11 protein-coding genes and 1 riboswitch are annotated in these 12307 nt (G+C 68.3%); of the genes, 4 read left to right on the top strand and 7 right to left on the bottom strand.

The window, feature by feature from the left end:
* Nucleotides 1-4: 4 nt before the first annotated feature.
* The 6 genes from QTH97_RS00780 to QTH97_RS00755 form a co-directional block, all read right to left on the bottom strand.
* Complete coding sequence (locus QTH97_RS00780) at nucleotides 5-421, bottom strand: MaoC family dehydratase (RefSeq protein WP_286566065.1); 417 nt, start codon at nucleotides 419-421, stop codon at nucleotides 5-7.
* A gap of 16 nt (nucleotides 422-437) precedes the next feature.
* Entirely contained in the window at nucleotides 438-878 is a 441-nt protein-coding gene (locus QTH97_RS00775; RefSeq protein ID WP_286566064.1) for a MaoC family dehydratase N-terminal domain-containing protein, read from the bottom strand.
* Nucleotides 875-2065, bottom strand: a complete 1191-nt coding sequence (locus QTH97_RS00770; RefSeq protein WP_286566063.1) for a lipid-transfer protein — start codon at nucleotides 2063-2065, stop codon at nucleotides 875-877. The genes QTH97_RS00775 and QTH97_RS00770 overlap by 4 nt, the downstream gene beginning before the upstream one ends.
* Nucleotides 2066-2087: 22 nt before the next feature.
* Nucleotides 2088-3227: an acyl-CoA dehydrogenase family protein gene (locus QTH97_RS00765; protein ID WP_286566062.1), complete on the bottom strand. Its 1140-nt coding sequence runs from the start codon at nucleotides 3225-3227 to the stop codon at nucleotides 2088-2090.
* An 86-nt stretch (nucleotides 3228-3313) separates the two neighbouring features.
* On the bottom strand, nucleotides 3314-4147 hold the full coding sequence (locus QTH97_RS00760) for an enoyl-CoA hydratase/isomerase family protein (RefSeq protein ID WP_286566060.1): 834 nt from the start codon (nucleotides 4145-4147) through the stop codon (nucleotides 3314-3316).
* Between the two features lie 82 nt (nucleotides 4148-4229).
* Nucleotides 4230-7034, bottom strand: coding sequence for a LuxR C-terminal-related transcriptional regulator (locus QTH97_RS00755; RefSeq protein WP_286566059.1), 2805 nt, complete (start codon nucleotides 7032-7034; stop codon nucleotides 4230-4232).
* Between the two features lie 169 nt (nucleotides 7035-7203).
* Here QTH97_RS00755 and QTH97_RS00750 point away from each other — a divergent pair, with 169 nt between their 5' ends.
* The 4 genes from QTH97_RS00750 (at nucleotide 7204) to QTH97_RS00735 (ending at nucleotide 10750) form a co-directional block, all read left to right on the top strand.
* Nucleotides 7204-8385, top strand: coding sequence for a CaiB/BaiF CoA transferase family protein (locus QTH97_RS00750; RefSeq protein ID WP_286566058.1), 1182 nt, complete (start codon nucleotides 7204-7206; stop codon nucleotides 8383-8385).
* Entirely contained in the window at nucleotides 8382-9131 is a 750-nt protein-coding gene (locus tag QTH97_RS00745) for an electron transfer flavoprotein subunit beta/FixA family protein (protein ID WP_286566057.1), read from the top strand. Before QTH97_RS00750 ends, QTH97_RS00745 begins: the two co-directional genes overlap by 4 nt.
* A 142-nt stretch (nucleotides 9132-9273) precedes the next feature.
* Entirely contained in the window at nucleotides 9274-10209 is a 936-nt protein-coding gene (locus QTH97_RS00740; RefSeq protein ID WP_286566056.1) for an electron transfer flavoprotein subunit alpha/FixB family protein, read from the top strand.
* Nucleotides 10210-10459: 250 nt separating this feature from the next.
* A riboswitch (guanidine-I (ykkC/yxkD leader) is annotated at nucleotides 10460-10561 on the top strand.
* Between the two features lie 12 nt (nucleotides 10562-10573).
* Nucleotides 10574-10750, top strand: coding sequence for a hypothetical protein (locus tag QTH97_RS00735; RefSeq protein WP_286566055.1), 177 nt, complete (start codon nucleotides 10574-10576; stop codon nucleotides 10748-10750).
* A 4-nt stretch (nucleotides 10751-10754) separates the two neighbouring features.
* On the opposite strand, the gene QTH97_RS00730 is transcribed toward QTH97_RS00735, so the two are convergent.
* Nucleotides 10755-12305: a long-chain-fatty-acid--CoA ligase gene (locus tag QTH97_RS00730; protein WP_286566054.1), complete on the bottom strand. Its 1551-nt coding sequence runs from the start codon at nucleotides 12303-12305 to the stop codon at nucleotides 10755-10757.
* Between the last annotated feature and the right edge of the window lie 2 nt (nucleotides 12306-12307).

Below are 12307 nucleotides of genomic sequence, written 5' to 3'. Positions count from 1 at the left end.
AGGTTCAGAAGGCGATCACGGCGTCGCCGATGATTTTTGTTTCGCCGTACTGGTTGGTGGTCTGGATCTCGACCTTGGCGCGTTGCTCGCCCCCGGCCTCGAACTTCTCGACCACCTTGCCGGTGCAGGTGATGCGGTGGCCGAGGTGCGTGATACCGGTGAAGCGCACGCCGAACTCGCGCAGCTGGCGCTGGTCGACCCATTGCGTGAGCAGGCGTCCCAGGTAGGCCATCGACAACATGCCGTGCGCGAACACGTCCGGCATGCCGGCCCGGCGTGCGTAGTCGATGTCGATGTGGATCTGGTTGTGGTCGCCCGAGGCGCCCGCGAACAGCGCCAGCGTGGTGCGCGTGATCGGCGCAAGCTCCAGCGGGGGCAGGGTGTCGCCGACATTGACGGCTTCAAATTTCAGTTGGCTCATGGAGGTGCTCCCGTCTTCAGGCGTTCTTGTGCACGAGCACGCTGCGGAGGTCCGCGACGTGTTCGCCGCGCTGGTTGGTCACGCGGGACTCGCGCACCACGAAGCTCAGGGCGCCGCCCTTCTTGTCGTAGATGTCGGCGATGCGCGTCTCGAACTGCAGCGTGTCGCCCGCATACGCCATGCGGTGGTACTTGAAGGATTCCTCGCCGTGCAGGATGCGCGAGGTCACGATGCCCAGTTCGTCGCGCCAGGCGTTCGAGGGGGTCTGGAACTCCAGCGAGAACAGGAAGGTCGGCGGCAGCGGCAGCCCCGGGTGTCCCGCGTCGCGCGCGGCGGACTCGTCGATGTAGACCGGGTTCGTCTCGCCGATCGACTTGGCGAAGAAGCGGAGCTGCCCCGCCTCGGCCGCCGCCTTGTAGACCGGCAGCTTCATGCCGATGTGCTTCTTGTCGATCATGCGGACACCTTCTTGTAGATCGTGACCACGCCGGCGCCGCCGAGGCCCAGGTTGTGCTGCAGCGCAACCTTCGCGTTGTCGACCTGGCGCTGGTCTGCCGTGCCGCGCAGCTGGTGCGTGAGTTCGTAGCACTGCGCCAGGCCGGTCGCGCCGAGCGGGTGGCCCTTGGAAAGCAGGCCGCCCGAGGGGTTGGTGACCCAGCGGCCGCCGTAGGTGTTGTCGCCGTCGTTGACCAGCTTTTCGGCTTCGCCTTCGCGGCACAGGCCCAGGCCTTCGTAGGTCAGCAGTTCGTTCTGCGCGAAGCAATCGTGCAGCTCGATCACGTCGATGTCCTCGGGGCCCACACCGGCCTGGGCATAGGCCTGCTGCGCGGCCAGGCGCGTCATGTCGAAGCCGACGACGCGGATCATGTCCTTCGCGTCGTAGGTGCTGGGCAGATCGGTCGCGAGGGACTGGCCGGCGATGAGCACGTCGGTACGCAGGCCGCGCTTGCGGGCGAACGCCTCGGACACGACGATCGCCGCGGCGCCGCCGCAGGTCGGCGGGCAGGCCATGAGGCGGGTGATCACGCCGTCCCACAGCATGGGAGAGGCCATCACGTCCTCGGTCGACACGACATTGCGGAACACGGCGAGCGGGTTGCGCGCGGCATGCTGGCTGGCCTTGGCGCGGATCTTCGCGAAGGTCTCCAGCCTGGTGCCGTACTTCTGCATGTGCGCGCGGCCCGCCCCGGCGAACTGGCGGATGGCCGACGGGATCTCGGGCCGGCCAACCAGTTCGTCGACCACCTTCTGCGCGCGCTCCAGCGCCGGTGCGCGGTCGTCCCAGCGGGATTTCAGCGCACCCGGATTCATCTGCTCGAAGCCGAAGGCGAGCGCGCAGTCGACCGCGCCGCTCTGCACCGCCTGGCGCGCGAGGAACAGCGCCGACGAGCCGGTGGCGCAGTTGTTGTTGACGTTGAGCACCGGGATGCCGGTCATGCCGACGCGGTACAGCGCCTTCTGGCCGCAGGTGGAGTCCCCGTACACATAGCCGGCGTAGGCTTGCTGGACGTCGCCGAAGTCCAGGCCGGCATCGGCCAGCGCCGCTCGGATGGCCTGCTCGCCCATCACGTCATAGGGCTCGCTGGTGCCGGGCTTCTTGAACGGGATCATCCCGACGCCGGCGACGAAAACCTTGTTTGTCATGTTGTTCCTTGGGGTGGTTGAATCAAAGCTTTCTAGCTATCAGCTCGCGCATCACTTCGCTCGTGCCGCCGTAGATGCGTGTCACGCGCGAGTCGACGAAGTCGCGCGCGATGGGGTACTCCAGCATGTAGCCGTAGCCGCCATGCAGTTGCACCATCTCGTCGAGGGCCTTGCCGAGCGTCTCGGTCGCGAACAGCTTGGCAATCGCGGCCTCTTCGAGCGTGAGGCGGCGTCGCATGTGTTCGGTCAGGTAGTAGTCGATCATGGTGCGCACGGCCACGGCCTGCGCCTTGATGTCGGCCAGCTTGAACTTCGTGTTCTGGAAGTCCCACACGGTCTGGTCGAAGGCTCGGCGGTCCTTCACGTAGTCGATCGTGGTCTGCAGCGCGCGCTCCAGGCGGGCGGCAGCGGCGATCGCGATGGTGAAGCGCTCCTGCGGCAGCTCGCCCATCAGGTAGCTGAAGCCCTTGCCCTCTTCGCCGAGGCGGTTGCCGACCGGCACGCGCACGTCGTCGAAGAAGAGCTCGGCCGTGTCCTGCGCGTACTGGCCCACCTTGTCGAGCTTGCGGCCGCGGCGGAAGCCCGCACGCGTCGCCTCGACCGCGATCAGGCTGATGCCCTTGGCGCCGGCGGCAGGGTCGGTCTTGCAGACCACGATGATCAGGTCGGCGGTGAGGCCGTTGCTGATGAAGGTCTTGCTGCCGTTGATGACGTATTCGTCGCCTTCGCGAACGGCGGTGGTTCGCACGGCTTTCAGGTCGCTGCCGGTGCCGGGTTCGGTCATCGCGATGGCCAGGATGATCTCGCCGGAGGCTGCTCCGGGCAGCCACTTGCGCTTCTGGTCCTCGGTGCCGGCGCGCAGGATGTAGGGCGCGATGATGTCCGAGTGCATGCCGAAGGCCGGGCCGCTGACGCCGGAGCGCGCGAACTCCTCGCCGAATACGGCCGCATGGCCGAAGTCTCCGCCGCCGCCGCCGTATTCCTCGGGCAGCGACGCGCACAGCAGGCCTTCGCGGCCGGCCTTCAGCCAGGTCTCGCGATCGACCTGGCCCGCCAGGTCCCAGGCGTGCTGGCGCGGCAGGCATTCGCGCTCGATGAAGCGGCGTACCGTCTCGCGGTACATCTCGTGGTCGTCTCGGAAGACGTTGCGGGTCACGTTCACTGGTTTGTCTCCTACAGGTCTTGGCTCTGGGCTCTAAGTTAATTGCCAAGGGGGCGGTCCGCCCCCACTCCGGATGGGGGGCAGGCTCAACCCGTCGTACGGTCCCAGTCGTAGGCGAGTGGCTCGCCGCGCAGGAAAGCCTCGACGGCCGCGCCGTGGTAGGGCGCGTCCGCCGCCACGGCCTGCGCGTTGCATTCCAGCTCGGCGAGGGTGGCGTAGGACGTCTCGAAGCTCTTGTTCATCAGGGACTTGGTGAGGCCCATGGCTTCGCGCGGGCCCGCGATGAAGCGCCGGGCGAAGCGCATCGCCTCGGGCAGGAGGGTCTCCGGCTCGTGCAGCGCGTGGACGAAGCCCAGTTGCCTGCCCTCCGCGGCGCCGACGCGCCGCGCCGTGAGCGCCAGTTCCTTCGCCATCGGCAGGCCCACGGCGCGCGGCAGGAAGTGAAAGGCCCCGAGGTCGGGGATCAGGCCGATCTTCGCGAAGGACATGCAGAACACGGCGCGCGTGGAGGCGAGGATGAAATCCGCCGCCAGCGCGATCGAGAAGCCGGCGCCGACGGCCGGCCCGTCGACCGCGGCGATCACCGGCACCTCCAGCGAGCGGAGTCTTTCCACCCATGCGTGGAGAGACTGGAGCCGGCGGCGCATCGCATCGGCCGAACGCTGCTCGGGGTCGTTGCCGGCCTGCCGCTCCTTCACCGCCTTCAGGTCGCCGCCGGCGCAGAAGCTGCCGCCCGAGCCGGTGAGAACCAGCGCGCGCACGCTGCGGTCGTTCTCCACGTGCGTGAGCATGTCGCGGTAGTCCGCGCGCAGTTCCATCGACAGCGCATTGCGTGCGGCAGGGCGCTGGTGCGTGAACAGGGCCACGCCGTCCTCGATCGAGAGTTGCGACTCGCGCAGCGGGATGATGTCGCTCGGCATGGGGGTCCTCGTTCCGTGGGGGTGGCCCATGATCGGACGCACCCAGGTCGGAGGGGCCACCCGGAGTGGGTGGCGGCGTGCCTCAGCCGGGTGGGGGCAAACCCTCGGCATCCCAGCCGAGGTCCCGCACGCGAGCCACGGCCTCGTCTCGGCCAGACACGCGCAGCTTGCCGTAGATGCGGCTGAGGTACCACTTGACCGTCTCGGGCGAGAGGCCCAGCGCGCGGGCGATCTTCTTGTTCGGCATGGCCTGGGCCAGAAGGCGCAGGACCTCGATCTCGCGCTCGCTGAACTCCTCCAGCTCGCCCGACGCCGGACCATGCGCGCCGGTCTTCGTCGCGGCCTCTGACGGGCGAGGCTTCGAGCGTGTCCGCACGGCCTGCAGGCGCTCGACATAGAAGGCGAGCACCGGGTCGAGCTGCTCGGTTCGTGCGAGTTCGCCGATCAACTGGGGGGCCATGGGGTCAGCGTCCAGCAGGCTGCGCAGGAGGCCGAGCCGGTGCCCGCGGCGCAGTGCGTCCAGCAACTTCTGCCTCGCCGCTTCAGGCCGGCCACGGCGCGCATCCACCACCGCGCTTTTCACCAGCAGGTGCGCGACGGTGCGCTGGCGTCCTCGGGCCTCGCACTGGGCGACGAGGGCCGCAAGCTGCGCGGCGGCGCCATCGAAATCACCCAGGGACGCCGCGAGCCGGATGCGCGTGCGCTGTGCCTGCTCGCTGATCTCGCCAGTCGCGCTCGACGTTGCCGCCGCATGGCGCACCTCGATGACCTCGAGCCGGGCGAGCGCGGCTTCGGCCGCCGTCACTTCGCCGAGCAGCAAGTGCAGATTGGCCTTGTCTCCGAGGCTGTGGGCCAGCACCCGGTCCAGTCCGTGCCGGACGGCGTAGTCTTCCAGTCTCTGGACGTGGGCAAAGGCCTCGGCGCGGTGGCCCGCATGCCACTCGGCGCCCGCCAGCAGCCGGAATGCGCGCATCACCGCGTCAGGGATCGCGATGCGCTCCAGCATGTCGACCTTGTCTTCGAGCAGTTCGAGCGCCTGCCGGACGTCGTTGACCTCGTAGAGCACGTCGCCGAGCAGGCCGATCGCGAGGTAATAGGAGTCGACGCAGCCCTTGCCGCCTTCGCGCGCCTCGGCGGCCACGGCGCGGTAGATGCGCTCGGCTTGCGTCATGCGCCCTTCGAGGGCGTAGCTCAGCCCGATCAGGCAACGCCCATGGAGGCTGCCGGCGGCGGTGGCGAGCAATGGCATGCCGTCGATCGTCAGCGCCGGGGCGTCGAGCTGCACGCTGCGCGCCTTTTCGTACTCGCCTTGCTGGTTGTAGAGCCACGAGAGGACGTTGTTGCGTCCGCCGATCGAGATGGCATCGGCATCTGGCGGTGCCTCCAGCAACTGCGGCAGGATCGCCAGGGCGGCGTCGGTGTCGTCTCTCCGTACCGCCAGCGCGGCCCGCAAGGTGGCGGTCAGGAAGCGCGCTCCGGTGTCGCTGGCGGGCAAGTCCCGGGTCAGGCCGTCGAGGATCTCCTCGCAGGCCCGCAAGTCGCGCTGGTGAAGCAGCGTGCGGGCCATCCACAAGCGCATCCTGAAACTGCGTGCGATCTGCTCGGCCGGAAGCTGTTGCAGCAGCGCGATCAGTTCGCGCCGCTCGCCGCGCACGAGCAGCGATTGCGCGCATTGCTCGACCAGTTCGGCGGCCTGCGCCGGTTCGCCCGCCTGCACCGCATGGCGCACGGCGTCTTCCAGCATGCCCCTGTCGCGGAACCAGGCGAACGCGCGCCCATGGACGGCATGCCGCGTGGCCTCGTCGAGTGCGGCAAAGCGGGCGAGCAGCGTGTCGCGCAGCAGCGGATGGAGCCGCACCCAGGCTTCGGGCCCGCGGCCTTCGACGGGCGCGGCGAAAAGGTCGTCGCTTTCGAGCCGGCCGAGCAGGGCGGCCGATGGGCCGACCGCGTCGGGCGTGTCGAGAAGTGCGGCGCACAGGGGTGCACAGAAGCGGCTGCAGGGCGCCACGCGCACGAGGATCGACAAGTCTTCGGGCGAGAGCAGCGAGAGCACCTCGTGCTCGAAATAGTCGGCCAGGGCGCTCGCATCGCGCGCCGGCATGCGCGCAAAAGGCTCGCCCGGGGCTGCGCGGCCGGGCTCGAGTTGCTTCTTCTTCCAGTCGAGCGCGAAGATCCTGAGGCCGGCGATCCAGCCGTCGCTCCATTCGTGCAGGGTCCTGATCGTGCGCGCGTCCACGTCGCCGATCTGCGCCTTCAGGAACTGCTCCGTTTCGGCCCGTGTAAAGCGCAGGTCGCGCAGATCGAGTTCGAGCGTCTGCGACTGGCTGCGCAGCCTGTCCAGCGACAGGTGCGGCGCTCCGCGCGAGACCAGCACGAGGTGAAGGTTCGGCGGGGCGTAGTCGAGGAGCCACTGCAACGCGTCATGGACCGCCTCGTGCCGGAGATGATGCAGGTCGTCGAGCACCAGCAGGAGTTCGCGCGGATACGCGGCGATGCCGCGCACGAGCGCGATCGCGAGGCGCTCGACGGCATCGGCATCGACGATGCCGCCACGCAATGGCGCCGTTTCGCTCACCAGTGTCGGGTCGACCTGCGACAGGCGTGCCATCAGACCGTCGAGAAAACGCGCGGGCTCGTCGTCGGCAGCGGCGGGCGTGAACCACGCGACGTCGAAGCCCAGCGGAACGAGGGCCTGCCGCCAGGCCGCGACAAGGGTGGACTTTCCGGAGCCCGCCGGGCCGCTGACCGCGATGCAGCGCAGCCGCCGCGCTTCGAGCAGCCGGACCAGCAGGCGATCGCGCCCGACCACGCCGACGCCCGAGCGCGGCGCTGCCGGCGCTTCGGGCTGTGCGTGCGGTGAGCTGGAAGCGGGAGGATTCGACGGCATGTTCTCGGGCCGCGCCGCCAGGGGCCGACGCCGCCGGGGCATTGTGCAGCAGCAACGCGTCCCGGCGCGGCCGGCCTTCGGGCGCTACCCATTGCGGGTAGGGGTTGCCGCGCGACACGCTGATCTACTTGTCCCATCGCTCAATTTCTGAAGCAACCTGGAGTTTTCAATGGGTGTTTTGTCTGGCATTCGGGTGGTGGAATTCGAGGCCATCGGCCCCGGGCCCTTCGGCACGATGCTCCTCGCCGACATGGGCGCCGACGTGATCCGCATCGATCGGCCGGTGGCGCATTCGGACCTCGGCCCCAAGACCAGCGGGCCGCGCATCGACATCACCGGACGGGGCCGCCGGTCGGTCACGCTCGACCTGAAGCAGCCGGACGCCGTCGCGGCCGCGCTCGAACTCATCGAGCGGGCCGACGTGGTCATCGAAGGCTTTCGGCCCGGCACGATGGAGCGCCTGGGCCTGGGCCCCGAGGTGGCGCTCGCGCGCAATCCGAAGCTGGTCTACGGCCGCATGACCGGCTGGGGCCAGACCGGTCCCCTGGCCGAACGCGCCGGCCACGACCTGAACTACATCGCGCTCTCCGGCGTGCTCTCCGGCATCGGTCCGACGGGAGGCAAGCCGGTGCCGCCGCTCAATCTCGTCGGCGACTACGGCGGTGGCGGCATGCTGCTCGCGATGGGCGTTCTCGCGGCCTTGCTCAACGTGCAGCGCGGCGGCGCCGGGCAGGTGGTCGACGCCGCGATGATCGAAGGCGCGGCCCAACTGGGCGCCGTGTTCTGGGGGCTGATCGCGTCAGGCAACTGGAAGGAGGAGCGCGGGAGCAACTGGCTCGACAGCGGCGCCCCCTGGTACGACACCTACCGCACGAGCGACGGACACTGCATGGCCGTCGGTGCAGTCGAATCGCGCTTCTACGCGGAGTTGGTCGAGAAACTCGGCCTGGCAGACGCAGGCCTGCCTTCCCAGCATGACCGAAGCGGCTGGCCGCGCCTGCGTGAAGCCTTCGAGCGAGCGTTCGCGAGCCGCACGCGGGCCGAATGGTGTGCCGTGTTCGACGGCAGCGACGCTTGCGTCGCACCCGTCCTGGGCTTCTCGGAGGCCCCGAACCACGCCCAGCACCGCGCCCGCGCCAGCTTCGTGGAAGTGGACGGCGTCATCCAGCCGGGGCCGGCGCCGCGCTTCTCGGCGACGCCGTCGGCGCTGCCCCGGCGTGCGCCGTCGCGCGGCGAGCACGGCGAAGCAGCCCTGCGCGACTGGGGCTTCGATCACACCGCCATCGTCCGCCTGCAAGAGCAGGGCCTGGGCGTGCGTTCCAACAGCAATCAGATGGAGAAAGACAAGTGAAGGTTTTGGTGGCAGTCAAGCGCGTCCTCGACGCGAACGTGAAGGCGCAAGTGAAGGCCGACGGCACCGGCGTGAACATTGCCAGCGTGAAGATGAGCATGAACCCCTTCGACGAGATCGCCGTCGAGGAGGCCGTCCGGCTGAAGGAGCAGGGCGTGGTGACCGAGGTGATCGCCGTGTCCTGCGGAGTCGCGCAATGCCAGGAGACGTTGCGCACCGCGATGGCCATCGGTGCGGATCGCGGCATCCTCGTGCAGACCGACGACGAACTTCAACCGCTCGCAGTCGCGAAGATCCTCAAGGCGCTGGTCGACAAGGAACAGCCCCAGTTGGTCATCCTGGGCAAGCAGGCCATCGATGACGACGCCAACCAGACCGGCCAGATGCTGGCGGCGCTGGCCGACCTGCCGCAAGCGACTTTTGCCTCCAAGGTCGAAGTCTCGGCCGACAAGGTCAACGTGACCCGTGAAGTCGACGGCGGCCTGGAGACCATCTCCCTGTCGTTGCCCGCGGTCATCACCACCGACCTGCGCCTGAACGAGCCGCGCTACGTGACCTTGCCCAACATCATGAAGGCCAAGAAGAAGCAGCTCGACACGGTGAAGCCCGAGGACCTCGGCGTGGACGTCAAGCCGCGCCTGAAGACGCTCAAGGTCTCGGAGCCCCCGAAGCGCGGCGCCGGCATCAAGGTGCCCGATGTCGCCACGCTGGTGGACAAGCTGAAGAACGAAGCAAAAGTAATCTGACCCCCAGGCTTCGCGCACTTCGTGTCGCTTCGCCCACCCCCTTTCAGGGGGCGACACCGGCGGCCCGGCAAAGCCGGTTCCGCGGTATCCCTGGAACAAACGTTTGGAGGCTGCGCACTGTTTTGCGGCCAGGAGAAATGATATGACCGTACTTGTTATTGCCGAACACGACCACGCCACGCTCAAGCCGGCGACCCTGAACACCGTGACCGCAGGGATTGCCTGTGCCAGCGGCGATGTCCACGTGCTGGTGGCCGGTGCCAACGCCGCCGAAGCCGGCAAGGCCGCTGCCCAGGTGGCCGGCGTTGCCAAGGTGATCGTGGCCGACAGCCCGAGCCTGGCCGAGAACCTCGCGGAGAACGTTGCAGCGCAAGTTCTCGCCATTGCCAAGAACTACAGCCACATCCTGTTCCCGGCCACGGCCAACGGCAAGAACGTGGCGCCTCGGGTTGCCGCCAAGCTGGACGTCGCCCAGATCAGCGACATCACCAAGGTGGACAGCCCGGACACCTTCGAGCGTCCGATCTATGCCGGCAACGCCATTGCCATCGTGCAAAGTTCCGACTCCATCAAGGTCGCGACCGTGCGCACGACGGGCTTCGATGCGGCAGCAGCCACCGGCGGCAGCGCAGCCATCGAGACCGTGGACGGCGTGGCCGACAGCGGCAAGAGCAGCTTCGTGGGCCGTGAAGTCACCAAGAGCGAGCGCCCCGAGCTGACCGCCGCCAAGATCATCGTCTCGGGCGGCCGGGCCCTGGGCAGCGCGGAGAAGTTCACCGAGGTGATGGCGCCTCTCGCGGACAAGCTCAACGCGGGCCTGGGCGCGAGCCGCGCCGCCGTGGACGCGGGCTACGCCCCGAACGACTGGCAGGTGGGGCAGACGGGCAAGATCGTGGCGCCGCAGCTCTACATCGCAGCGGGCATCTCGGGCGCGATCCAGCACCTGGCCGGCATGAAGGACTCCAAGGTGATCGTGGCGATCAACAAGGACCCCGAAGCGCCGATCTTCTCGGTCGCGGACTACGGCCTGGAAGCCGATCTGTTCAGCGCCGTGCCCGAACTCGCGGGCGCCCTGTAGGCGACGCGCGAAGCCAACCATGGCGCTCCTTCGGCAATGCCTTCTCGAAGTCCGCGCGGCGGCCGCGGCGCGCGCTTCGCAAACGTCCTGCACCATTCCTGCGGCTGCCGCACGAACGGATCACCAGTTCGGGGCCCAAGTCGGCGCAACTGGAACGCGAGCCCCGCGTCAAGCTTCAAATCGGGCTGGCACGACTTCCGCTGCACTGATGGCGGGAGCCGGCGACAAGCCGGTTTGCTACGCACCATTTGCAATGGATGGCTAGGGTTCCGGTTCGCTGACCAGGCGAACGCGGGTCCGAGAGCTGTCGACCTCGGTAAGGGTGACACGGCGGGACAGAAGCCCGGGAGATGGACGCGATCGAATGACCGCGCCGCTCCCAGGCTTTCTTGTTTCACCCTACCCGAGGATGCTGGCCTTGTCGCGTCCGATCCCGCAGACGCCGATGACCTGGAACCTGGCCCGGGTCATCGGCGGCGACAACCGCTTCGGCATCCGGCAGGATTCCAAGGCGACCGGTTCCATGAGCAGGGTGTTCTGAGCGCTCACGCAATGCTGCGCTGGCGCCCTTCCCAATACGGCTTGCGCAGCTCGTTCTTGAGGACCTTGCCGGCTGCCGACAGCGGCATCGGCTCCTTGCGGAAGTTGTACGAGCGGGGGCGCTTGTAGTTGGCAATCAGCTCGGCGCAATGGGCGTTGAGCGCTTCCTCGTCGACCTCCACGCCGTCGCGCAGGCGCAGTTCTGCGTGCACGGCCTCGCCCCACTGCTCGTGCGGGATGCCGATCACTGCACACTCCAGAACCGCCGGGTGGCGCGAGAGGGCGTTCTCCACCTCGGCTGAATACACGTTCTCGCCGCCCGAGACGATCATGTCCTTCACGCGATCGACGATGAAGATGAAGCCGTCCTCGTCCATGTAGGCGGCGTCGCCGCTGCGCAGCCAACCGTCCTCGATGGCGGCGCGCGTCTGCTCCGGCTTGTTCCAGTAGCCCAGCATCACGGTCGGGCCGCGCGCGGCGATCTCGCCGACGGTGCCGCGCGGCACTTCGTTCATCTCGCCGTCGACGATGCGTACTTCCGTGGCGGGGCTGCAGCGGCCTGCTGCACGCAGCAGGCGCGCGTTCGGTCCTTCGAGGGCGTGGAACTCGGGCCGCAGCACGACCACGCCACCGGCCATCTCCGTCTGGCCGTAGCCCTGGTAGAGCTTGACGCCCGGAAGGCTTTTCATGACGCGCTGCAGCAGCGCCTCGGAGATGGGGGCGGCGCCGTAGATCATCTTGCGCAGCGAGCTCACGTCGGTCGGCACGGCCTGAAGGTAGCGGTCGACGAAGTCGATCATCGTCGGCACCATCAGCGTCATGTTCACGTGCTCCGCCGCGATCAGGTTGCAGATGAGCGCGGGGTCGAAGCGTGGCGCGATCACCTGCGTGGCGCCGGCCGCCGTGTAGCTCAGCATCGAGCTCATCGCTGCCAGGTGGAACATGGGGGCCACGTGCAGGAACACCGTGTCCTGCTCGTAGGGGCATTCGAGCGCGAAGCTCATCGTGGCCATCGTCAGGTTGTCGTGCGAGAGCATCACCCCCTTGGGGAAGCCGGTGGTGCCGCCGGTGTACATGATGCAGGCCATGTCGTGGCCCTGTCCGGCGCGGTCGGGCAGGGGCGCGTTGTCGGCAATCAGGGCCTCGTACGAGGCGAGGCCGGCCTGTGCATCGTCCCCCATGTAGATGGTGTGGCGCGCATCGACGCCGGGCAACTTGCGCGCCATCTCGACGAAGTCCTGGTCGACCATGAAGAGCGCCGGCGTGCAGTCCTGCAGCGCGTAGGCATGCTCGGCCGGTGCCCAGCGCCTGTTGGCGGGTACCACCACGCCGCCTGCCCACAGGATCGCGAAAACGGTTTCGACGTAGCGGTCGCTGTTCGAGGCCAGGACCATCACGCGCTCGCCGGGCGCAACGCCCATGGCCGCAATGCCGCCTGCGAGGCGTGCGACGCGGTTGGCCGTTTCGGACCAGGTGCGGCGCCGTTCGCCGAACACCGTGGCGGTACGGCGGGGGAAGATCTGCGCGGTGCGGCGCAGCGTTTGTGTGAGTTGCATGG

The sequence above is a fragment of the Variovorax gracilis genome (assembly GCF_030317115.1).
Classification (GTDB): Bacteria; Pseudomonadota; Gammaproteobacteria; order Burkholderiales; family Burkholderiaceae_C; genus Variovorax; species Variovorax gracilis.
This window is presented reverse-complemented; position numbering and strand designations above follow the sequence as displayed.